Genomic DNA, 18340 nt, shown 5'->3' on the forward strand with positions numbered 1-18340 from the left:
TGGCTATTCCAAAGAGCTCGTCGACGTAGCTGCCGTTGCCGGATCGCTCGACTCGTTTCCCTGCGACTCTTCGAGCTCTTCGTCAGTCTTGCCGCCTGGGTTCAGCAGCGCCCTCACAAACGGCAGCACCTGGCTGCCGACCTTGTTCACGCCGCCTTCGAATACGGTTTCCTCAACGGCTTCGAGCTCTTTGCGCTTGTTGGTGTCGATACCGGCGCCCGCGGCGATGATGAATGCGGTCGCGGAAATGTTGGCGGCGCCCAGAGCCTGCATAGCCGGAAGAATGCCGCCGAAGCGGTTCTCCAGTGCGCGGACGGCTCGCAGGGTGGCCTTGAGGGTGAAGCTGTCGCTGCCGGCATCGACGATGACGGTGCCGTGATTGGTCTTGGACATTGCGGGATCCTTAGATTAGGTGCTGTGCATATGAGGCGCGGCCAGGCGGCGGCGCCTCAGGCTGCAATCACGGAGTCGGTTCGACTTCGATGATCTCGGAGTTGATGCCGAAGCTGACGGCGCGCTTCAGAACGTCTTCTGCGCCACCGACCTGCTTGCGGGACGACATCACCTTGGCAGCGAAGTAGTCCACGTAGCCGCTTTCGTACTCGACCTTGAATGGGTAGTCGAAGCGGCTGCGGTCCTTCTGGGCCGCCTGCAGCGCGACCTGGCCGGCATCGTCGTCGAGAAGGCCGATCGAAAGGTCGACCGAGCCGGCATCGGCCAGGCCTTTCAGGTGACGGGTACGCGAGTCACCCAGAGCGGCGAATGTGACATCACCGACCTCGTCGCCGTAGTCACCAATGTTTTCGACTTCACCGATTTCGGTATAGGTCAGGCCCACCAGCAGGGTTTTGGCCGCGGCCGAGTCCTTGGGTAGGTCGGCGGACAGGCGCGGGCCGATGTAGATTCGGGTGCCGGCTGCGGTAGTAACAGGCATGGGTAGTCCTCCTAGGACAGGTGAATGCCGCAACGCGGCGGGTTCAGGGGTAGATCAGTGTTGGGTGATAATGCGCAGCGTCACGGCGCCCTGGTAGGTGACGCCGTCAGGCTCGCGAATTGTCTGCTTGCGCTTCACCTGCATGGACACGACGTGCCCGGTGGTCAGCGGCAGTGGCTGGTTGTGCAGCAAGGCGTCGATAGTCGACATGATCTCGTGCACCTCTCTTTGGCCTTGGTACTGGCTCCATACCGATAAGTAGAGGAAGCGCTCTTCTTTTCGACTTGCCAGGAAGTCGGCCTCGTCAGCGATCGCGCTGTCGATAGTGACGTATGGGAACGGCGTGTTATCTGGCACACCGTCGTGCACAGGGCACGACAACCCTGAGGAAAGTCTGTCGAACAAAGCAATCTGCAGGGCAAAGGATGGATCCGACATGTCAACCTACCTTGGCTGCCTTCTGCAGCGTTCTACCGACGGCGGCCCGGATGTCTGCCAAGACAAACTCACGGTTTACATCCATGGCGGGCCTGAGCCAGGGATGCGCCGGCATTGCCGGAATGTCCGGGTGCTTTCCGTACCAGTTGCGGCCATCGGTCTTGTTGGCCTCCCGCTTATTTCGATTACCTGAACGCTTGCCATCGAAGTAGCCCTTAGTGCCGTATTCGAGGAATCGAAGATAGAAGAACCTGCGGTTGGCCTTCTTGCCACGCAAGCCGATCTGGGCATCCAGGCCGCTCTTGGCCACATAGGCGGTCAATGCGCTCGCACCGTCACCGGTGTCCTTTGGGATGAATTCGCGCATGCTGTCCAGGATCTTGTCGGCGCCATCCTGCATAGCCGCCCGTACTTCGTTGTCGACAGTCTGGTGGATGGTGCGGAGCACCTTGCGCAGCTTGAAGTCACCGGAGATCCGAGAGCGGCGTGCCACGTCAGGCCTGCTCGTCGGCGCCGGTGCGTTTGCCGGTACCCGCAGGCTTGTCAGAGGCCAACACCTCTTCTGCCTGACGATTATCGATCAGCACACGACCTTCTTCGGCTTTTACGTCGAAGGTGTCGCCAATGGTCTTGCGACCCATAGGGCCAGAGATGTTTGCCAACGCTCGTACTTTCATGGGTGTCTCCTCATGGGTTGATGACGCTAGAGCACAGCAGGCGGAGCATGTCTCGCTCATTACTGGGGAGCACGGCCTCGATCAGGTAGGTCTCGCCCGTTGCCTTGTGTGCCAGGCGCATGCCGGCTTTAAAGTCCCGAGCAAACCGGGCACGGATCTCTGCGGAGATGACAGCCTGAATCTGATTTGCGACTGGATCAACGCGACCAGTTGGAAGCTGAATTTCCGTCCATACATCCCGAATGGGCATCCAGGACTTGGCCTTCCCGCCGCCCTGGTCACACACGAGAGTCTCGTGTTGGAGCGCGCATCGATGCCGCAGTGGTCCTGCTCTCATCAGAATCGCTTCCTGTACCAGAGCAACCTTTCGACGGCGAGCGGCATGGCCGTGGCGATCGTGCCCACAGCAACGGCCTCGCGGTTGGCGTACCAGTGACCGACCAGCAGCAGGACGGCCTGCTCGACATCGCCGGTCAACCCCATTTCCTCGGGTTCAACCGGGTCGGTCTCTACCAGCTTGCGGTCGCAGTGCTGCTCGACATGGGCCTTTGCCGCAGCGACGTAGCCGCCGATCAAGGCGTCTTCCTCGTCGCCGTCGACCCGCAGGTGCATTTTCACGGTGGCCAGGTCGAGCATTTACTTGGCCTCGGCTGCGGCTTTTTCTGCGGCGGCCTTTTCAGCAGCCGCTTTCTCGGCCGCTTCCTTTTCGGCGGCTTCCTTTTCAGCAGCCGCTTTTTCAGCTGCGGCTTTCTCAGCAGCCGCTTTCTCGGCAGCAGCCTTATCGTCCTTGGGCGCAGCCGGCTTAGTTTCCTTCGGCTTGGCCACCCGGGGTTTGCCGCTGGCATCAACCTCCACAGCCAGGCCCTTGCCGATCAAGGTGTAGGCGTACTCGTCATCTGCCTCATCGAAGGTTTCGCCAGCTTTGATCTTGTTCGAGGTGGCGCCCAACAGAGCGCCATTGCCCACGAACCCCCAAAGAATTTTGATTTTCATGCTGCCTCCAGAAACGACGAGGCCGGCGATGTGCCGGCCTTCAGTGGGGTTGCGTCACGCTGCGACGGGGAATCGCCCCTTGACCAGGGCCTCCTTGCGGCGCACACCCAGGCCCAGGCGCTCTTCGACCAGCAACGCACGTTCGTTTTTGATGAACTGGTCATTGATCAAGCCCATCTTGAACAGAAACGACATGCGGTCGAACAGCGTGGTAGAGCGGGCAAAGTTGGCGGTCAAGAACTCGCCACCGGTGTCTGCGTCGCCTTCGTCCATGCTGTCGGAGGTGATTACGGGGCGCCCCCAAAGGATCGGGGTGACCAGACCCTGCAGGTTGGCAAAGAGATAGCGGTTCTCGCCATCCTTCTGCAGCTCGATGTTCATCCAGTCCAGCTCAGTCATGACGACGCCATCGGCGGACATTTGCGACTGCTTACGCACCTGATAGATGGAGCGTCGGACCAGGTCAATGGCGGTGTCACCAGCCTTGCTCAGCCCGGTGTTGTAATTGGTGGCCTGGGTCATCAGGCCGTTCAGGTTCTCGCCGGTACCGTCGCCCTTGAGGATTTGCGCCTCCTCCTCCAGCTTCAGGTCGTAGCGGAGCAGCTGCTGCAGGTAGGCGAACAGCTGCGGAACGTCGTCCAGCGCTTCGTCGGTCACCGGCATCCAGACCGCGATCTTCTTTACGCGGTCGGTTTCAGTGGTGAAGGTGACATTGCTGGTCGGCTTCAGGCCGCCCTCAGCAACTGGCGCCGCACCGCGGGTGTGCAGGTTCTCGCGGAAGTAGGTGTAGTTCTGGCCGGACACCGGCACAGCAGTCAGAAGGTCACGGATACGCAGCTCTTGACGGATACCTGGCTGGATCACTGGATCGTACTGCGGAGCGACGATGCCAGCGCTGGTGACCTTCATTTCCTTCATGCTAGCCATGTCGGACTTGGTCACATCGAGTTCAGCCAGGCCGCCGCCGCGCTTCAACGATTTGTAGCTTTCGTCGCCCTTGATCAGATCAATGAAGCTTTTACCCTCGCCGGGTTGGCCGCGCAGTTTGACCCCCTTCTGCTCCAGGTCCACGACCTGGTCGATGACCTTTTGCAGCTCGCCTTTCTGGTCCTCGATCTGCTTTTTCAGATCGCCGGTGATCTGGTTACCTTTCTCCACCTCAGCCATGGCTGCGTCGTATTTTTTCTGCAGGTCGCCGAAACCGGTCTTCAGCTGCAGCTCGATGGATTCTTTGATGTCTTTAACTTCGCTCATGGCGATACTCCGAAATGGTGGGTGAACAGGGTGGAAAGTTCTTTCAGCTCATCCACGATCGCCGTGGCCTCACTCCCGCCATCACGGCGTAGTGCGGTGTAGCCGAGCGAAGCGACAGCCGCCGCTTCCTTTTGCGAGAGACCCACACGTTCGCGCAGGGCCTTCTCGAAAAGCCTGATGTCCGACTTGACGCTGAGGACTTGCGCCTCGGGGTTCATGCCGAACGGTACGAATGAGGCCTCCCAGAGCTCGGCCTCCTTAATGACTCGGACCCGGCGTCCGTCACGCTCACCGGAGTCCGCCTGAATGGTGTTGAACCCAATCGACATGCTGTCGAGGATGTCCGCCTTCATCAGCTCATAGGCGTCTCGGGCATAGCTGACGTTGAGGTTGACCTGGCCCTTCAGGTACAAACCATGGTCGTCCTGGCGGTAATCGGCGGCGCCTACCAGGCGGGTCAGGTCGTGATACAAGGCCAGCTTCAGCTTTCCGCCACGCGTTGCTTTCACTCGGGTGAAAGCGCCAGGCAGGATCACGTCGTCGCCCAGGTCTACGTTGTTGAATACCGCCGCATAGCCTTCGAAATTCCCGGCTTCGTCAACGGCCTTGAGTTCGAACGGGCATTCAAGGTTGGCCATTCTTTTCCATCTCCCACCGGGTGACCCGGTTGTATTCGTCGCCTTCCAGGGGGGGCAGGTTTTCCTTCACGCGGACTTCGTTGATGGTCATCCAGCCAGAACCACCAGAGCCGCCGAGTGCACTGCCGTAATAGGTGGCACGGCCGGCACTATCCGCGCGCAGCAGCCCCTCGACGGCGAACTCGCAGAAGCGCGAAGCCGCTCGGTAGATCTTGTCGTTGAATTCGTCCTCGACCGCATCAATGAAGGGCTTGAGGCCGAAAGTGATGTAACCGGTGAGCTGCTGCTCGAGGTTTGAACCCATGATCGAGGTCTTGCCGGCTCGGTTGGCCAACCAGAGCGGCACACCGTAAATACCCGCCAGGGCTTCTTCCTGAAACTGCTGCGACTCGATGAACTGAGCATCCTTCTGACTGATGCCAGCCGGGACGATCTTGGGGTTGCCCTGCAGAATGGCCATCTTGCCGATGTCGTCAGCGTCGGCCTTGCGCACGTCGGGAAACTTCTCCATCACCTGGGCCTGCTGGGCCTTGGTGAGGAACTGCTCGTAAATCACATAGCCGCCGGTGAAACCGCCCTTGCGCATGAAGCGGGCCGACCATTGTTGGCCAGCTTTCGCAAGGCCCATGGTTTCCGCTTGGTGCTCAATCGGCGAGAGCCCGACGACCCCGTCGAGACTGAACAGCTTGAAATGCAGCATGTTCTCCGGCGATACCAGGTAAGGATCACCCTCACTGGGCGTGACGACATAAATCAGGTCGTCTTCGGTATCGATCTTGACCGTCCGCCAATCCAGAGGCACCAGGCCAATAGGATCGCCGTGAATGTTGCGCTCGATCAGGGCGAACGCGTTGCCCCGCAGTGCCATGTTCACAACTACGAACTTCAGGAAGTTCAGCATGGTCATGTAGGGGTTCGGCTTTCGCAGAAGCTTGAGCATGCGGTCGTTTCCAGTCACCAGCGACCGGCCACCGGCCTTATCCTCGTAGAGCTTTAGCGGGAGGCCGCTCAACGACTCGGAAAGAATCTTGACGCAAGACCAGACCATGCTGATTGACAAGGCGGTCTTTGCGGACACCCTTACGCCCGCCTTGGTGCGCTTGCCTCCGACCTCAAGGTCAACCTCGACATAGTCGCCCGTGGCTGGATCGGTGTAGCCGAAGAAACCCCAGGTTGAGGGGTTGTACCATTTGAATGCCATGGTCAGCCTACTAAGCCAAAGAACCCGTTTTCCAGGTAGTCACCCATGCCGCCCTGAGCCTCTGGATTCAGGGCGATGAGCGTCACGGCATTGAACAGGGCCATCAGCGGGTCGATTTTTGCCGAGCCGCTGGCCTGCTTGGTAATGAGGATTGCGTTGCCACGGGGCTCGACCCGAGCGTTGCCACAGCACCAGGCCATCATGGGCTGGCCGCCATGCCACAGGCCGCCTTCTGCCAGCTTTCGCTCAGCTGTCTTGATGGCGCCTCCCAGCGTGTAACCCTGCTTGACGCCGCCGATCTTCTCCCGGGGGATGCCTCGTGCTTCCAGGGCATCGAGGATGGCGCCTATGCCAACCGGGTCGAGGCCGACCTGATCAAGAAGGCCGGCCTCCTCCACATGAGCAACCAGCTCAGCAATCTGGTCGACGTCATCACCGATGCGCTCCACCAGGGTCAGGTGACCGTCGTTGGCAAAGTCGCGGATGCGCGGCGCCTCGGCCTTGCGCCGCTCCAGCACCGATGGGTGAGCCCAAGCATGCGTCCAGGTCAGCCACCGGCGGCTGTCACGCTCGCGGCCCACCGCGGCAAAGCCGAGCAGGTCATCAAGCCCGCCACCGTCGATCCCGATGTCGATTACTTCGCACCGCTCGATCAAGTCCTCCAGGTTCCGGCAATCATCCGAGGCCTGGCGCTCCCAGTAGTCAGCGCCTGCCCACCGATCCGACAATAGAGCCAGGCCAATCTCGACGTTTAGGTGCTTGGCCAAGAAGCCGCGGAATGACTCTTCCCCGTCCATCTGGGCTTGGGCATAGCCCCGCTCAATGAACGGCTCATCTACAGACAACCCCAAGTTGGGGTTGGTGATGTATGCATTGGAGAAGTCCCGATGCGCCCCGGCGTCGAGCATCGCTTTCGGGAACTCGTACAGCACCGGCAGGAACGACTTGTCGACGATCTCGCCGTCGCGCACCTTGCGGGCATACAACAGCTTTTGCCGGAACACGCCGGCAGGCGGCGCATCGGACTGGGTCGTTGCCCAGATGATGAATCCCTCAGGCCGAGAGGCTAGGCCACCGGTTGCTTCCCGAAGCATCGCCTCCGCGTTGGCGCGCTTGCCGAAGACCCACAGCTCATCGACGAACACGCCGATGGCCTTCTTGCCTGACACCGTCTCGCTGTCAGCGGCCACCACCTTGAGCGTGGCGTTCGTCTGCCGGTGGGTCACAGTGCGCAGGTGATCCTGCACCTTAAGCAAGGCGTCTAGCTCCTCATCCGCCCGCACCATGTCGCGGATCGGGATGTAGGAGTTGTCAGCGATCTCCTTGGTCGGAGCCAGGATGATGAACTCACCCGAAGGCCGCCAGTTCAAAATCAACGCGGTCAGCATGATGCCGGCGGCGATCGTGGACTTGCCGTTCTTCTTGCTGATCAGCAGCATGAACTCGCTGACCAGGCGCCGGCCCTCATCTGGATCATAGGCTCCAAAGATGGCGGCCACGAACTGGTTGACCCAATCGCGCACTGTCTCCGACATCAGCGGGCTACCGGTGGCATCCACCATGCGGAGCGCACCAAACACATCGAGGGCTTCCTCAGCCTCGGTCGGAAACAGCGGCTTGAAGGGAATCAGACTTTTGCGCGCAACGATGCGCTGCTCCCAGTCGGGGCATGCAGTTGTCCATTCCTTCATTTCACCGACCTCAGCGGCCCGCGCCGGGCGCCAAACTTGCCAGTCGATGCCTGTTCAGCTTTTGCCTGGGCCTGATCCTTCTTACCGCTCTCCCCTTTGCGAGGATGCACGAACGGCATCAGTGCCTTGGCTGCATCAACACGCAGCTTCGGCTCCGACCCCAGGTCGTTCATCACCGAAAGCAGGAAGTCCTTCGGGTCGCGGTGCAGCAACGCCTGCATGAGGTCGAAGCCGGCAGGCTCCGGCTCGGTGTGCTCGTCCGTCGCGGCGGCGGGTTCGGTCGCCGACTCAGCCTGCGTCGATGGCTCCGGCGCAGGCTTGGCTTTAACATGCGCTTTAACATCTGCTTTAACATCTGCCGGCATCAGGCCCAGGGCGCGGAGCTTGGCCAACTCGGCCGCCACGTCTTTGTCCTTCACCAGCCGAGACCCCGCCGCAGACGCGGTCTTCTCGGAATAACCCGCAGCTACAGCTGCGTCTCGATTGGACGCACCTTCCCTCAGCGCTGCGATGAAAGCGCGCTTGCGGGATGTTAAAGCCATTTAACAAAAATCCTGTGGGGGAAAAAAATCTGTACGTGGGATCGGATGCGGTCTAGCTAGATGGGAATCGCTATATTTTGACCTCCCCCCACCTTAGAGGCACGTCACTGGCGTGCCTCGAAGGTGCCGCAGCTGTCTCGTGCCATTTCGATGAAGGTCAGCTCACAGGCCAGCAGCCTCCTCGGCCTGCTTGACCGAGTCGTGACAGGGCTTGCAGAGCGGCTGCCAGTTGGCCTGATTCCAGAAGAGATCCTTGTCGCCTCGGTGCGCCACGATGTGGTCGACGACGCTGGCCGCTGCCGTTCGCCCTAGCCGGGCGCAGTAGGCGCACAGCGGGTTGTCACGCAGGTATTGCTCTCGCGCCTTCTGCCATCGGTAGTCGTAACCGCGTTGTGAGCTGGTCATGCCGCTCCGCCAGCTGCCAGGTGTGACCACCTTGACCCGCGACCCTGCGCTTTCCTTTATGCGAGAGCCGAGCGTCTTGAGCCTGGCCATCACTGCGTCACTCGGTTAAGTGCCTCGTCAGCCTTGTCCGCCGCCTGGGTCGCGGTGGTTGCTGCCTTCGACGCCTTGGTCGCGGCGCTCTCGGTCTTGCTGGTCAGCTCGTCCAATCGCTTATCACGTTCGGCCATGGCGGCGTCGTAGGCTTGGCGGATCTCATCCACCTGGTGGGCCTGAGTGCTGGCCATCGCCCAATAGGCAGACTGCCAACCCAACACCGCGCCGCCTGCAATCAGCAGCATGGCGATGACCCAGACCTCAGCGCGACGCCACCAGCGACGAGCAATGAATTCAATTGCGCATTTGTCCATTAGGCTGTGCCTCCAAGCTGGGAACGAAGCCGGGAGATCTCGGCGCTTTGGGTGGTCACCTTCTCTGTGAGCTGGCCCACCTGACTGGTGAGGGCTTCGATCTTTCCCTCCATCCGCCCTACTGCTGCTGCAAGTTCGTTGCGCTCCTTGGCGAACTGATCAGCGCGAGCCTCGGCCAGCTTGCGGGCCTCGCGCTCGGAGTCGAGCAGCTCATTCAGCCGGCGCACGGTGCCGATGTCTGCGTTGTCCATGGCGCGATCAGCAGCGTCCTTGGACAGAAAGCGGCGCACCCAGAGCAGCGCGCCAGTCACGACGATGCCGCTACCGCCCAGCCAGGTGGCTGTGCCTGGGCCGAGGTCGGTCGGGTCCATCCATTTCTCCAGAAACGAAAAAGCCCCGGCAAATGCCGAGGCTCTAAGGTGGCTGCTGGTGATGGCGAGTTTGCTCTCGCGCACCTACCGCAAAGTAACATGAAAGATACGGGTGAGGACCGGGGATGTCAAGCGGCCTCACGCCGAACATCCAAAGCCCCGTCAACCCAGGCAACTCCCGCCTTCCACAACTGCCGCGTCTTCTCCTCGCCGAAGCCAAGCTTTTTGCCCACGTCCCTGAGCGCAGTGTCGCGGGAGGAGTAGTACTTGATGATGACCTGACCACACTCGGGGTAGCGCTTGTTCAATCGTCCCACCAAGCGATCAATGAACAACGCATCATCGTCCGTGATCATCGGGTCGAGGATGGTGTTCTCTCGCGATGCACAGCATGAAACCCCTGACCCCAGCACCACCCAACGGCCCCAGTGCTCCAGCAGGTACTCAGCCGTCTTCTCGAAATTGCTCATGTCCTTCCCCCTCAATCACCGGTGTAGTTGGTGCCGCCGGCGCCGCGCCGGTTGCTTCCCTGATATGTCGCCTCAGGCCCGGATGCCTGAGGGTTCTTCAACTGCTCGATCTGCCGGAGCGCTGCCCGAAGCCTCATGCCGAGCTGGGTCACCAGTTCATCCAGGGCCAGGGCCTCGCCTGTTGCTGCCACTACCCAGCCCGAGGCGTTGCAGTGGTCGCATGGCAGTTCGTGAAACACGCCCTGAGTGACCGCTCTCCCACGGCACAAAGGGCACTTGTCCAGCTCAATCACGGCCTTCTTAAAGGCTGGGCCGTGCTTCTTCATCAGCCGACCACCTTGAAGCCTTGGGCACGCAACGACTTTTCGGCCACCTCGTGCGCCCACTGCCCATCAGGGTCACCGATGATCAGCTCGAAAGGGTTTTTGACACACAGCGACTTGCGAGAGGCTTCCCAACCCTTCTGGAACGACTCCCAATCAGCCTGGGCCATTGTGTCGATGTAGTTATTGCCCTTTGGCGGCTCGCGGCGATGATCTCGGGCGTTGGTGCGCTCGAATTCGGCGCGGATTGTGTCGATATTCGTCATTTCGAATCCTCGCTAATTACAAATTCGGCAAGGTGGCTGGAAGCCTTGTGTTCCGATGGCTCGCCCGAATTCTGTGAAATTTCGGATAAGGTCTTGGTAAGGCCGTGAATGACACCGAAGCCGATGCCGTCTAACCAGGCGTGCCACTTCTCCAGGGCTGCCCGGCGCTGCTGCATGGCCTGGGTGTGAATGTAGGTGCTGGCGATCTTGCCCAGCGTGTGGTTCAGCAACATCTCGCCGATGTGGCCGTCGATGCCAAGGTCGGTCCAGGTGGTGCGGGATACCTTGCGCAGGTCGTGACTGGTCCACTCGCCCTGCCCCAGCCGGGTAAACACCATGCTCGCCTGGGTTTCACTCAGCGGCAGCCCGCGCCGGTTCGGGAACAGGTAGACGCCCTCATAGCCATGGGCCTGCTGAACCGCTCGGTAGCGGACCAGCAGCGCCTTCACTTGGTCGGTCAGCGGCAGGCGGTGCTCGGTGCGGGTCTTGGTGTTGGCGGCCGGGATGAACCACTCGGCGGCGGCCAGGCTGATCTCGCTCCAGCGCGCCATCCGGGTCTCACCGATCCGGGTACCGTGGGCCAGCATCATCAGGGCCAGCATGGCGTCGCCCGGCTCGTCGTCGAAGGCCTTGGCCAGCTGCTGCATCAGCTCCGGCAACTGCACATCGCGCAGGCGGGCTGCCTTGGGCAGGATCCTGGCCTTGGTGAAGTCGTTGAAGCGCATCCCGGCCATTGGGTTGCGTTCGATCAGGCCCAACTGCAGCGCCTGGCGGAAAGCGGTCAGCAGCAGCGCGAACATCTGCCGCAGATAGGACAGAGACACTTCGGCCTGGCATGGCCACATCAGGTACTTGTCCAGCGCATCAGGATTCACGCAAGCCACGGCCAAGTCATCCAGGCGGGGCTTCAGGTGCTGGGCAATCGCGGATCGGGCGCCGGCCTTGCGCTTCGCCGACAGCGAGCGGTCACGCGCCATCCGGTCGCCGTACCAATCCAGCAGCTGCCCGACGGTGACCATGCCGGACACCACCGGCGCTGTGGCCGGGTCGCGCAGCAGGCGCTGACGCAGCGCTGGCAGCTCAGCAATCACCGCCGCCACGCTCAGCTCTGGCCATCGGGCGACCGGCACCCATTTCTTGCCGCGCACCAGGTGCCACGTGCCGCGCTCGCGGTTACTCCAGAAGCGCAGGTACAGGCCTGGGTGACGCGGGTCGCGTAGGTCGCGCACCGACTTGTCGGCGGCCTGCCGGCGCACTTCGGCCTCGCTCAGCTTCACTTCTCGGGTCGCGCTCATGCTGCCACCGTGGCAGGCAACAGCAGATAGGCGCGGATGGCCTCAACGGCATCAATGCTGCCCCGGCAGACAATAGCCAAGTAGTTCTGCGCCGTGAGCATCTGCAAGTACGCATCCTGGCTGGGCGATACCTCGGCATCGAATGGTGGCTTGGCCTTGAACTCGATGTACAAGCCGAAGTACCCACCACGCGCCATGGGCAGCACCAAGTCCGGCACTCCAGCCTTGACGCCCTGCGCCTTGAGTTTTCCGGCCACGGCCTTGACCCGGTGCCCACCGTTCGGGACGTGGTAGATCAGTTTGTAGGCCTGCGGGTAGCGCAGCTGCAGTTCTTTCATCAGCGCGGCCTGCTCCTGCCCTTCCCGGTCGACGGGCTTGGCGCGGGCCGACTTGGCCTTGAACGGGCGAAGGGCGGGAGCATTCATGCGACGAGCACCCCCTCGTTGATCAGCAGCGCCTGAGTGCGCATCACTCCCTCTGCGTGGTAATGGCGGGCGGTGTCGCGGTCCACAACCCGGCTGCGCCCGTCACAAGCGTCGTGGCAGGCGCTGCAGGACCAGGCGCCTTGCATGTCGTGCGGCTTCTTGCCCACGCCGCAGGTGCCGGCCAAGCGGTAGTGCGCAAGGACGGTGGTCTCGGGGTTTCCGTTGCACACGCCCGGAATGCGCACCTGGCACTCCCGGCCGCGCGCCGCCTTGGTCAGCTTGGTTTGACGCATGGTCAGAAGTCCTCCTTGCCGCGGTGAGATTCCCACTCGAAGGGCACCACCACCCCGCCGCCCTCGCGCAGGCGGTCGTAACACCGCTCGCCCATGGCATGGCGCAGCTGGTCTCGGTCGAGGTTGGAAATCACTACCGTGGGGCGCATCTGCTCATAGCGCCCATTGATGATCGAAAACAGGGTGGTCAGCTCGAATTCACTCGGCTGCTCTTTGCTGACGCCAACCTCGTCGAGCACCAGTAGCGACGGCTCGATCAGGCTGGACAGGATGTCGGCCTCGGACTGTTCGCTGTGGCGGTCGTAAGTGGCTCGGATGGACTGCAGGATCGCGCCCACCGTGCGATACACGGCCGTCGCCGACGTGTTGCGCATCAGCTCGTTGGCCATGCCGGCGCCCAGGTGGGTCTTACCGGTACCGACCTTCCCCAGCAACATCAGGCAACGCCCGGTGCGCTCGATTTCCTCGAATGCGGCCACGTAGCGAGTGCAGTAGGCCAAGGCCTTGCGCTGGCCCTCGTGCTCGACCCGGTAGTTGGCCAGCGTGCGGTCGGCGAAGCGCTTCGGGATCAGCGCCGAGCCCAGCTTGCGGGTCATGGCCTCACGCTTTAGGCGGGTCTCCTCCGCCAGCTGCTTGGCCTCGCGCTCAGCAATGGCGCTCTTCTCGCACTCAGGACATCGCCCAACGATCTCGCGGCCCATGAGCATGGTCACCCGCTGCTCGAAGGCGCCGTGGTGCTCGCAATCCGCTGGCTGGATACGGAAGCCAGCGGCGTTTTTCACCTCGGACATGGTGATCACCGATTCAGATCGCATAGGTGCCGTCCTCACGCTCGGCCAGGCCGGCGGTGTAGTCGCGCTCGTTGAAGCCGTGGTGACGGCTGTTAGGTTTTGCCTGGGCCGGCAGATGGGCGCTAATGCGCTTGGTGACCCACTCCACTTCGAAGCCGCGCCAACCGTTCTCGACGGCTACTTCCAGTGCCTGGGCGGGCTGGATGCCGAAAGCCTTGCACTGCTCCAGCTTGACGTTCAGGCCGGCCCAGATTCGGGCGGTCACGGGGGCCTTGGCGGCCTTGCGAACCGTCAAGTAGTCAGCGATCAGCGACTCGTCCAGGCCGTGAGGGTTGTCGGCCAGCATGGCGGCCTTCCCGAACGGTGCTTTGCGGTCAGCTTTGGCCGCACCTGGCTGCTCGTCGCTGGGGGGGCATGTATTTTCTTCCGAAGGAAGAAATACATAGGGGGTTAGATTCTTAGAATAAAGAAGGGACTCGGCGGTTTTGGTCTGTTTCGCCTCTTCGCCGATTCGGATCACTTCAGCCGAGTCGGCTGTTTTGGTCTGTTTCGGATCAACGTAGATCCAGTCCTTCGGGTCATTCACGCCGATGTCACCCCGCGCACCGCCCTCACGGAACAGCACGCGACGACGCAGCAGGCTGGAGACCGCCTTGGAGACCGTGTCGGGATGAGCGTTGATGGCTTTGGCGATGTCGGTCGCAGGGATGCGTTGAGCACCTGCCCCGAAGTTGATGGTGGCCTTGGCCACATACAGCACAATCTTCATCTCCCTGGCCGGGAGATCGATAGCCAGCAGGCCATCCATGAGCTGGTTGTCCATCCGGGTAAACCCCCTGGACTTGTCAAGTGGGACGATGTTTGTCATGCTCTGGTCTCGTTTGAAGCTGTAGAGAAAGCCGCCCTGCCAGGCGGTTTTTTTTCGCCTGCGATTCCGGTACTGGATGGATTCGCAGGTGTTTCGGCCATCTACTGGCGAAACGCCACAAGACGGATAATCCTCATCACGAAGCGGCCTTATCCTCAGAGGGATATAGGTCTGGTCTCAGCTGATGGCGTGTTACTTGCCCCCCAACAGCCTTCTCGAAGGGAATGACCAGATCGGCTGGAACCTTCTGGTTGCGGTGAACGCATTGCCAGATGCGCGGCTGGCTCGTATTGCAACGCCTGGCTAGCTCTGCCTGGCCCCCGGCCAAGCGCACCACCTCGTCAATTGGTCTTTCTGTGTTCGGCATGTCTGTGTGCCTCAATGGATCGTGCACCCGATGATAACTCAAGTTATAGATAAGGCAAACACATGTTATTTGATGGCTAATAACGTGTGTTTTACCCTTGCAGGCATGAACAAACCTTCCGAAATGCTTAAAGACCGCATCCTCGAGCGCCGCACGGCGCTAGGACTCAGTCAGGCTCAGTTGGCCGAGAAATCTGGGGTAAGCCAAGTCACGATTCAGCACCTCGAGAGCGGGCGGAATTCGACTTCCAAGAAGCTGCTCGACATTGCGCGGGCGCTTGGGGTTACAGCCGAATGGCTGGCGTCCGGTGAAGGGCCTCGCCGCGAGGCCAGCAATGTTCAGCCGGTTAGCCAACAGCCCGAGTCGTTCCGCTATCCGGTGATCAGCTGGGTGGCTGCAGGGGCATGGGCGGAGGCAGTAGAGCCATTCCCGCCTGGATACTCCGATCGATATGAGATGTCAGATTACGACTCCAAGGGGGTCGCATTCTGGCTGGAAGTGAAGGGTGACTCGATGACCTCTCCAGTTGGGACGAGCATTCCCGAGGGAATGCTAATCCTTGTGGATACAGAAGCCGAAGCGATCCCCGGCAAACTGGTAGTGGCCAAACTAGCCGACAGCAATGAGGCGACTTTCAAGAAACTGGTTGAGGATGGAGGACGACGCTTCCTGAAGCCACTCAACCCAGCCTACCCCACGGAGATGTGCCTAGAAGGCTGCCGAATTGTGGGCGTAGTGGTGAGAGCCACGATCAAGCTATAACGCCCCCGCTCGCCAGGCCCGGTGCATGCCGGGCTTTTTTTCGCCTGCTGAAAAGAGCCGGCGGTAAAGAATCTTCTCCAGGGTATTGAAAAATCCTACCGCGCACGATAACTGTATGCATATACAGTACAAGGAGTTTCATACCATGTTTCAGCTTGCCTTCTCGCACTCCCTTTCCCTGTCCTATGAGCGGCTTGGCCACCGCATTCAACAAGCGATTTCATCTCCACACGTTCAGAAAAGGCAGTGCGTCGAGGTTCGACCAAACCATGACGAATCCCCTGCCGACTGGCGCCGGCTGATCGCCGACTTGGAGGAGACCTCAGGCATCAAAGTAGAGGCTCTGGAATCAGGTCTGATCAGGATTGGATGGCGAGAATTCACCGAATCATGAACACCTGCCCGCTGATCGCGGGCTTTTTTTTGGTCGGATTTATAACTTGGGTTATTGACACTACGAAAACCTGAGTTATGATTTGATCCATAACACAGGTTATAGGCAGCCACGGCAGCCACCGCTCTTTACACAACTCGACACCCGTCACCCTCAGCGGCACATGAGGGCAGCAGCTGCCTCATGCAGTGAGCTGGGTTCAGGTAACCAAGTGGCGCGCATGCCAATGCGGGGAAGCGCGTAGCCCAGAGAGCGATGGGCGCCTGGATCACTTCGATTTCACTGGCTGGCCTTGGCGACAGGGCCAGACGGGAAATCAACCGCCCTGGAGGGCAACACGATGAGCTGCACCTGCATCAGCGACGCCGTGAAGCTGGTTACGGACCAGCTTGCTGAGGAGGCGCCAGGGTCCGGGCCTTTCTACATGCGCGCAGAAGGTCACAACCTTTCACTGAACATCGAGACAGGAAATGCCGAGCGGCGATTCTGCGTCGAAGTGACCGGCCATTACATGGCGCCTAAGAAAACCAGCGGCATGAAGCGCGTGAACAAGACAGTGTCTGTGGTCGCGAACTACTGCCCGCTCTGTGGCAAGAAGTGCGCGACAGACGAAGAAGAGACAACCAGCGCCACGTCAGCCTGACGTTAACTGCCCGATCCACCTGGCTCCCCATCACCAGGCTGCATTGGCGTGTGATCTAAAAGCGCAGGTCTGCGCACAACTGGAAGTGGTCAGCCCGTCTGGCGTATGCCGGGGTAGCACCAGCGGCGGCCAGGTAAAGCTGAGCCGAAAGAATGACCCCGGCGCCGAGCCGGACAGATCACACACCAATGCAGCCCACCGAGGACATTTCATGGAAACGATCACTTGTGGCTCATGGACAGGCCAGCTCGGCAAGGCGCTGGCTCCCCGCGAGCTTGAAGCACTGCTGTGGGTGGCCCAAGGCCTCACCACCAAAGAAATCGCCCGCCAGATGGCGGTCAGCCCTGGCACCGTGGCCAATCGCATCGAGGCCGCGCTGTTCAAGCTGGAAGCCGGCCGCCGCATCGAGGCCGTCACGAAGGCCATGCGCCAACAGATCATCAGCCCCCTCTGCATCCTGCTCGCCAGCCTCATCGCCATGCATGCGGTGATCGACGACAGCGACCCCATGCGCCGCGATCGCCGCGCACCGGAGCGCCGCACCGCCCAAGTTCGAATCATTCGCAAGGCCGAGGCCTTCGAATACCACGCCTGACCCACCCGAGGATCACCCCATGCAGACAGCAATGCACCCTGCTTTCGAGCAGAAGCTTGCCGTGCTCGCGGCCCTGCTCGAGCGCAGCAAGTCAGCCAGGACTGAGGCGCAGGCCAAGGTCGGACAGCCCGCACCGCGCTATCAAGCCTCGGGCAAGGGCAACACCTGGGATGTGGTGGAGATCGCCACAGGCGCCGTCCAGGGCTTCGCCTTCAGCTACCGGGCCGCGCTGCGGTTTGTGGATGCGATGGAAGCCGGGGCGGCAAGCAAGACAGGCACTCGGCAATGAGCAAGCGTAAGCCCCACAACATGCGGGCACGCCTGGAGCGGACGTGCCGGGCCTTGGTCTCAGCCAACCACGCCGCCGTGGTGAACATCGACCCGAGCGGCCAGCAGGTGCTGATCAACTGGAAGAACCTCAGGCAGATCCGCGTGCGTCAGGTCGTCGACGCGGTTTGCGATATCCCGCACCGGTGGACCATCTATCTCAGCGTGCTTTGTCGAACTGAGTTCGGCGAGCGGTACAACAAGTCGATCGAGGTTGCGCCGCAAGGCAACTATCGCGCCGAGCACCTGACCGACGTCATCGAAGTGACTTACACCGACCTGCGGGCTACGGCCAATCCTAATCACCTAGTGGCGGCCGGCTGGATCGCCATCCCTACCGACACAACGCTCGACGAGGCAGAGGCCGCCAAGATCTTTGCCGCTGTCGGCGCCTGGAATCAGCAGAAAGCAGCATGAAACGCATCACCGCACGCGTCCGGCACGGCCGGCGCCAGGAGCACATCAACCTGCCGCCCAGCGGCTTGGGAGGTAACAGCGATGGCCGAGGAAAAGACCGGTGTCGCGAAGCACTCTGCGGACTACCGGGCGCGGCAGAAGGCCCAGGCGAAGAAGCTGGGGATAGAGAAGGTTTTCTTCAAGATGCCGGAAGGGATCAAGGCCGCCATGGTTGCCGAGATCAAGCACCACGGTTACGACCAGGTGCAGGAGCTCTGGCAGGACTTGGCCTTATCGTGGATAGCGCAGGCACCCGAGGAGCGGGCACGTCGACTTAAGCGACCTGACGCGCCAGCTTTTTACATCTCGCCGAAACTAGCGCGTCAGTTTGAAGAAGCCAGCAGAGCCGAGCTTAGGCGCGACCCTGGTGATGAAATAGCCGCGCCTTAATTCACGCTATCGGCTCGTTGGCTTAGGCGGTGGTGCAGATGGCGCAGTCGGACGACCAGAGCCAGCTCTAGGTGATGGCGGAGGCGGATTCTTTCCGTCGTGAGCGATCCCGCGGCGACCGATC

General features: G+C 61.1%; 32 protein-coding genes. 7 read left to right on the forward strand and 25 right to left on the reverse strand.

Annotation, left to right across the window (positions count from 1 at the left end; translation table 11 throughout):
- Nucleotides 1-3 precede the first annotated feature (3 nt).
- From J5M56_RS02510 to J5M56_RS02630, 25 genes are all read right to left on the reverse strand, one after another.
- Nucleotides 4-393, reverse strand: a complete 390-nt coding sequence (locus J5M56_RS02510) for a hypothetical protein (RefSeq protein ID WP_207869504.1) — start codon at nucleotides 391-393, stop codon at nucleotides 4-6.
- Nucleotides 394-460: 67 nt separating this feature from the next.
- Nucleotides 461-934, reverse strand: a complete 474-nt coding sequence (locus tag J5M56_RS02515; RefSeq protein WP_207869505.1) for a phage tail tube protein — start codon at nucleotides 932-934, stop codon at nucleotides 461-463.
- Nucleotides 935-988: 54 nt separating this feature from the next.
- On the reverse strand, nucleotides 989-1372 hold the full coding sequence (locus J5M56_RS02520) for a DUF3168 domain-containing protein (protein ID WP_207869506.1): 384 nt from the start codon (nucleotides 1370-1372) through the stop codon (nucleotides 989-991).
- Between the two features lies 1 nt (nucleotide 1373).
- A complete protein-coding gene (locus J5M56_RS02525; RefSeq protein ID WP_207869508.1) occupies nucleotides 1374-1865 on the reverse strand; it encodes an HK97-gp10 family putative phage morphogenesis protein in 492 nt (163 codons plus the stop codon).
- A 1-nt stretch (nucleotide 1866) separates the two neighbouring features.
- Complete coding sequence (locus J5M56_RS02530) at nucleotides 1867-2049, reverse strand: hypothetical protein (RefSeq protein ID WP_207869510.1); 183 nt, start codon at nucleotides 2047-2049, stop codon at nucleotides 1867-1869.
- A gap of 10 nt (nucleotides 2050-2059) precedes the next feature.
- Nucleotides 2060-2386: a phage head closure protein gene (locus J5M56_RS02535; RefSeq protein ID WP_207869512.1), complete on the reverse strand. Its 327-nt coding sequence runs from the start codon at nucleotides 2384-2386 to the stop codon at nucleotides 2060-2062.
- Nucleotides 2386-2685, reverse strand: a complete 300-nt coding sequence (locus J5M56_RS02540; protein WP_016715875.1) for a head-tail connector protein — start codon at nucleotides 2683-2685, stop codon at nucleotides 2386-2388. The genes J5M56_RS02535 and J5M56_RS02540 overlap by 1 nt, the downstream gene beginning before the upstream one ends.
- Nucleotides 2686-3042 (reverse strand): hypothetical protein, encoded by a 357-nt coding sequence (locus J5M56_RS02545; protein WP_207869514.1) that lies wholly within the window; start codon nucleotides 3040-3042, stop codon nucleotides 2686-2688.
- Between the two features lie 54 nt (nucleotides 3043-3096).
- A complete protein-coding gene (locus J5M56_RS02550) occupies nucleotides 3097-4296 on the reverse strand; it encodes a phage major capsid protein (protein ID WP_207869516.1) in 1200 nt (399 codons plus the stop codon).
- A complete protein-coding gene (locus J5M56_RS02555; RefSeq protein ID WP_207869518.1) occupies nucleotides 4293-4934 on the reverse strand; it encodes an HK97 family phage prohead protease in 642 nt (213 codons plus the stop codon). Before J5M56_RS02555 ends, J5M56_RS02550 begins: the two co-directional genes overlap by 4 nt.
- Nucleotides 4921-6135 carry a phage portal protein gene (locus tag J5M56_RS02560; protein ID WP_207869520.1) on the reverse strand — a complete coding sequence of 405 codons (1215 nt, stop codon included), beginning with the start codon at nucleotides 6133-6135 and terminating at the stop codon, nucleotides 4921-4923. Before J5M56_RS02560 ends, J5M56_RS02555 begins: the two co-directional genes overlap by 14 nt.
- A 2-nt stretch (nucleotides 6136-6137) precedes the next feature.
- Nucleotides 6138-7826, reverse strand: a complete 1689-nt coding sequence (locus J5M56_RS02565) for a terminase large subunit (protein ID WP_207869522.1) — start codon at nucleotides 7824-7826, stop codon at nucleotides 6138-6140.
- Nucleotides 7823-8368, reverse strand: a complete 546-nt coding sequence (locus J5M56_RS02570) for a terminase small subunit (protein ID WP_207869524.1) — start codon at nucleotides 8366-8368, stop codon at nucleotides 7823-7825. Before J5M56_RS02570 ends, J5M56_RS02565 begins: the two co-directional genes overlap by 4 nt.
- Nucleotides 8369-8530: 162 nt before the next feature.
- Nucleotides 8531-8863, reverse strand: a complete 333-nt coding sequence (locus J5M56_RS02575; protein ID WP_207869527.1) for an HNH endonuclease — start codon at nucleotides 8861-8863, stop codon at nucleotides 8531-8533.
- Nucleotides 8863-9180: a hypothetical protein gene (locus tag J5M56_RS02580; RefSeq protein WP_207869529.1), complete on the reverse strand. Its 318-nt coding sequence runs from the start codon at nucleotides 9178-9180 to the stop codon at nucleotides 8863-8865. The genes J5M56_RS02575 and J5M56_RS02580 overlap by 1 nt, the downstream gene beginning before the upstream one ends.
- The gene (locus J5M56_RS02585; protein ID WP_145182416.1) at nucleotides 9180-9551 is read right to left on the reverse strand and encodes a chemotaxis protein; all 372 of its coding nucleotides are present in this window, start codon (nucleotides 9549-9551) and stop codon (nucleotides 9180-9182) included. Before J5M56_RS02585 ends, J5M56_RS02580 begins: the two co-directional genes overlap by 1 nt.
- Before the next feature lie 128 nt (nucleotides 9552-9679).
- The gene (locus J5M56_RS02590; protein WP_207869531.1) at nucleotides 9680-10021 is read right to left on the reverse strand and encodes an antiterminator Q family protein; all 342 of its coding nucleotides are present in this window, start codon (nucleotides 10019-10021) and stop codon (nucleotides 9680-9682) included.
- Between the two features lie 11 nt (nucleotides 10022-10032).
- Complete coding sequence (locus J5M56_RS02595) at nucleotides 10033-10347, reverse strand: hypothetical protein (protein ID WP_207869533.1); 315 nt, start codon at nucleotides 10345-10347, stop codon at nucleotides 10033-10035.
- Nucleotides 10347-10610 (reverse strand): hypothetical protein, encoded by a 264-nt coding sequence (locus J5M56_RS02600; RefSeq protein ID WP_207869535.1) that lies wholly within the window; start codon nucleotides 10608-10610, stop codon nucleotides 10347-10349. The genes J5M56_RS02595 and J5M56_RS02600 overlap by 1 nt, the downstream gene beginning before the upstream one ends.
- Nucleotides 10607-11905: a site-specific integrase gene (locus J5M56_RS02605; RefSeq protein ID WP_207869537.1), complete on the reverse strand. Its 1299-nt coding sequence runs from the start codon at nucleotides 11903-11905 to the stop codon at nucleotides 10607-10609. The genes J5M56_RS02600 and J5M56_RS02605 overlap by 4 nt, the downstream gene beginning before the upstream one ends.
- A complete protein-coding gene (locus J5M56_RS02610; protein ID WP_207869539.1) occupies nucleotides 11902-12330 on the reverse strand; it encodes a VRR-NUC domain-containing protein in 429 nt (142 codons plus the stop codon). Before J5M56_RS02610 ends, J5M56_RS02605 begins: the two co-directional genes overlap by 4 nt.
- The gene (locus J5M56_RS02615) at nucleotides 12327-12623 is read right to left on the reverse strand and encodes a DUF1364 domain-containing protein (protein ID WP_207869541.1); all 297 of its coding nucleotides are present in this window, start codon (nucleotides 12621-12623) and stop codon (nucleotides 12327-12329) included. Before J5M56_RS02615 ends, J5M56_RS02610 begins: the two co-directional genes overlap by 4 nt.
- A gap of 2 nt (nucleotides 12624-12625) precedes the next feature.
- Nucleotides 12626-13438, reverse strand: a complete 813-nt coding sequence (locus J5M56_RS02620; RefSeq protein WP_207869543.1) for an ATP-binding protein — start codon at nucleotides 13436-13438, stop codon at nucleotides 12626-12628.
- Nucleotides 13428-14282, reverse strand: a complete 855-nt coding sequence (locus J5M56_RS02625; RefSeq protein ID WP_207869545.1) for a replication protein — start codon at nucleotides 14280-14282, stop codon at nucleotides 13428-13430. Before J5M56_RS02625 ends, J5M56_RS02620 begins: the two co-directional genes overlap by 11 nt.
- Before the next feature lie 136 nt (nucleotides 14283-14418).
- Nucleotides 14419-14649 carry a YdaS family helix-turn-helix protein gene (locus tag J5M56_RS02630; RefSeq protein ID WP_081941230.1) on the reverse strand — a complete coding sequence of 77 codons (231 nt, stop codon included), beginning with the start codon at nucleotides 14647-14649 and terminating at the stop codon, nucleotides 14419-14421.
- A gap of 105 nt (nucleotides 14650-14754) precedes the next feature.
- Between J5M56_RS02630 and J5M56_RS02635 the strand changes: the two genes are divergently transcribed.
- The 7 genes from J5M56_RS02635 to J5M56_RS02665 all read left to right on the forward strand — a co-directional run bounded on the left by J5M56_RS02635 (nucleotide 14755) and on the right by J5M56_RS02665 (nucleotide 18216).
- Nucleotides 14755-15411 carry a S24 family peptidase gene (locus tag J5M56_RS02635; RefSeq protein WP_243430476.1) on the forward strand — a complete coding sequence of 219 codons (657 nt, stop codon included), beginning with the start codon at nucleotides 14755-14757 and terminating at the stop codon, nucleotides 15409-15411.
- A 145-nt stretch (nucleotides 15412-15556) separates the two neighbouring features.
- Nucleotides 15557-15805: a DUF1654 domain-containing protein gene (locus J5M56_RS02640; RefSeq protein ID WP_207869549.1), complete on the forward strand. Its 249-nt coding sequence runs from the start codon at nucleotides 15557-15559 to the stop codon at nucleotides 15803-15805.
- A gap of 340 nt (nucleotides 15806-16145) precedes the next feature.
- On the forward strand, nucleotides 16146-16448 hold the full coding sequence (locus J5M56_RS02645) for a hypothetical protein (RefSeq protein WP_207869551.1): 303 nt from the start codon (nucleotides 16146-16148) through the stop codon (nucleotides 16446-16448).
- Nucleotides 16449-16659: 211 nt separating this feature from the next.
- Entirely contained in the window at nucleotides 16660-17043 is a 384-nt protein-coding gene (locus J5M56_RS02650) for a helix-turn-helix transcriptional regulator (RefSeq protein WP_207869553.1), read from the forward strand.
- A gap of 19 nt (nucleotides 17044-17062) precedes the next feature.
- Nucleotides 17063-17332, forward strand: a complete 270-nt coding sequence (locus J5M56_RS02655; protein WP_207869555.1) for a hypothetical protein — start codon at nucleotides 17063-17065, stop codon at nucleotides 17330-17332.
- Nucleotides 17329-17787, forward strand: coding sequence for a hypothetical protein (locus J5M56_RS02660; protein WP_207869557.1), 459 nt, complete (start codon nucleotides 17329-17331; stop codon nucleotides 17785-17787). Before J5M56_RS02655 ends, J5M56_RS02660 begins: the two co-directional genes overlap by 4 nt.
- A gap of 81 nt (nucleotides 17788-17868) precedes the next feature.
- The gene (locus J5M56_RS02665; protein ID WP_207869559.1) at nucleotides 17869-18216 is read left to right on the forward strand and encodes a hypothetical protein; all 348 of its coding nucleotides are present in this window, start codon (nucleotides 17869-17871) and stop codon (nucleotides 18214-18216) included.
- Nucleotides 18217-18340 lie beyond the last annotated feature (124 nt).

Source organism: Pseudomonas sp. 51_B, from assembly GCF_017491595.1.
In the GTDB taxonomy this organism is placed as follows: domain Bacteria; phylum Pseudomonadota; class Gammaproteobacteria; order Pseudomonadales; family Pseudomonadaceae; genus Aquipseudomonas; species Aquipseudomonas promysalinigenes.

Bases quoted from the DNA above. Each gene is read 5' to 3' on its own strand.
- J5M56_RS02510 (WP_207869504.1), bottom strand. From the start codon at position 393: ATGTCCAAGACCAATCACGGCACCGTCATCGTCGATGCCGGCAGCGAC.
- J5M56_RS02515 (WP_207869505.1), bottom strand. From the start codon at position 934: ATGCCTGTTACTACCGCAGCCGGCACCCGAATCTACATCGGCCCGCGC.
- J5M56_RS02520 (WP_207869506.1), bottom strand. From the start codon at position 1,372: ATGTCGGATCCATCCTTTGCCCTGCAGATTGCTTTGTTCGACAGACTT.
- J5M56_RS02530 (WP_207869510.1), bottom strand. From the start codon at position 2,049: ATGAAAGTACGAGCGTTGGCAAACATCTCTGGCCCTATGGGTCGCAAG.
- J5M56_RS02535 (WP_207869512.1), bottom strand. From the start codon at position 2,386: ATGAGAGCAGGACCACTGCGGCATCGATGCGCGCTCCAACACGAGACT.
- J5M56_RS02540 (WP_016715875.1), bottom strand. From the start codon at position 2,685: ATGCTCGACCTGGCCACCGTGAAAATGCACCTGCGGGTCGACGGCGAC.
- J5M56_RS02545 (WP_207869514.1), bottom strand. From the start codon at position 3,042: ATGAAAATCAAAATTCTTTGGGGGTTCGTGGGCAATGGCGCTCTGTTG.
- J5M56_RS02550 (WP_207869516.1), bottom strand. From the start codon at position 4,296: ATGAGCGAAGTTAAAGACATCAAAGAATCCATCGAGCTGCAGCTGAAG.
- J5M56_RS02555 (WP_207869518.1), bottom strand. From the start codon at position 4,934: ATGGCCAACCTTGAATGCCCGTTCGAACTCAAGGCCGTTGACGAAGCC.
- J5M56_RS02560 (WP_207869520.1), bottom strand. From the start codon at position 6,135: ATGGCATTCAAATGGTACAACCCCTCAACCTGGGGTTTCTTCGGCTAC.
- J5M56_RS02565 (WP_207869522.1), bottom strand. From the start codon at position 7,826: ATGAAGGAATGGACAACTGCATGCCCCGACTGGGAGCAGCGCATCGTT.
- J5M56_RS02570 (WP_207869524.1), bottom strand. From the start codon at position 8,368: ATGGCTTTAACATCCCGCAAGCGCGCTTTCATCGCAGCGCTGAGGGAA.
- J5M56_RS02575 (WP_207869527.1), bottom strand. From the start codon at position 8,863: ATGGCCAGGCTCAAGACGCTCGGCTCTCGCATAAAGGAAAGCGCAGGG.
- J5M56_RS02580 (WP_207869529.1), bottom strand. From the start codon at position 9,180: ATGGACAAATGCGCAATTGAATTCATTGCTCGTCGCTGGTGGCGTCGC.
- J5M56_RS02585 (WP_145182416.1), bottom strand. From the start codon at position 9,551: ATGGACCCGACCGACCTCGGCCCAGGCACAGCCACCTGGCTGGGCGGT.
- J5M56_RS02590 (WP_207869531.1), bottom strand. From the start codon at position 10,021: ATGAGCAATTTCGAGAAGACGGCTGAGTACCTGCTGGAGCACTGGGGC.
- J5M56_RS02595 (WP_207869533.1), bottom strand. From the start codon at position 10,347: ATGAAGAAGCACGGCCCAGCCTTTAAGAAGGCCGTGATTGAGCTGGAC.
- J5M56_RS02600 (WP_207869535.1), bottom strand. From the start codon at position 10,610: ATGACGAATATCGACACAATCCGCGCCGAATTCGAGCGCACCAACGCC.
- J5M56_RS02605 (WP_207869537.1), bottom strand. From the start codon at position 11,905: ATGAGCGCGACCCGAGAAGTGAAGCTGAGCGAGGCCGAAGTGCGCCGG.
- J5M56_RS02610 (WP_207869539.1), bottom strand. From the start codon at position 12,330: ATGAATGCTCCCGCCCTTCGCCCGTTCAAGGCCAAGTCGGCCCGCGCC.
- J5M56_RS02615 (WP_207869541.1), bottom strand. From the start codon at position 12,623: ATGCGTCAAACCAAGCTGACCAAGGCGGCGCGCGGCCGGGAGTGCCAG.
- J5M56_RS02620 (WP_207869543.1), bottom strand. From the start codon at position 13,438: ATGCGATCTGAATCGGTGATCACCATGTCCGAGGTGAAAAACGCCGCT.
- J5M56_RS02625 (WP_207869545.1), bottom strand. From the start codon at position 14,282: ATGACAAACATCGTCCCACTTGACAAGTCCAGGGGGTTTACCCGGATG.
- J5M56_RS02630 (WP_081941230.1), bottom strand. From the start codon at position 14,649: ATGCCGAACACAGAAAGACCAATTGACGAGGTGGTGCGCTTGGCCGGG.
- J5M56_RS02635 (WP_243430476.1), top strand. From the start codon at position 14,755: ATGAACAAACCTTCCGAAATGCTTAAAGACCGCATCCTCGAGCGCCGC.
- J5M56_RS02640 (WP_207869549.1), top strand. From the start codon at position 15,557: ATGTTTCAGCTTGCCTTCTCGCACTCCCTTTCCCTGTCCTATGAGCGG.
- J5M56_RS02645 (WP_207869551.1), top strand. From the start codon at position 16,146: ATGAGCTGCACCTGCATCAGCGACGCCGTGAAGCTGGTTACGGACCAG.
- J5M56_RS02650 (WP_207869553.1), top strand. From the start codon at position 16,660: ATGGAAACGATCACTTGTGGCTCATGGACAGGCCAGCTCGGCAAGGCG.
- J5M56_RS02655 (WP_207869555.1), top strand. From the start codon at position 17,063: ATGCAGACAGCAATGCACCCTGCTTTCGAGCAGAAGCTTGCCGTGCTC.
- J5M56_RS02660 (WP_207869557.1), top strand. From the start codon at position 17,329: ATGAGCAAGCGTAAGCCCCACAACATGCGGGCACGCCTGGAGCGGACG.
- J5M56_RS02665 (WP_207869559.1), top strand. From the start codon at position 17,869: ATGGCCGAGGAAAAGACCGGTGTCGCGAAGCACTCTGCGGACTACCGG.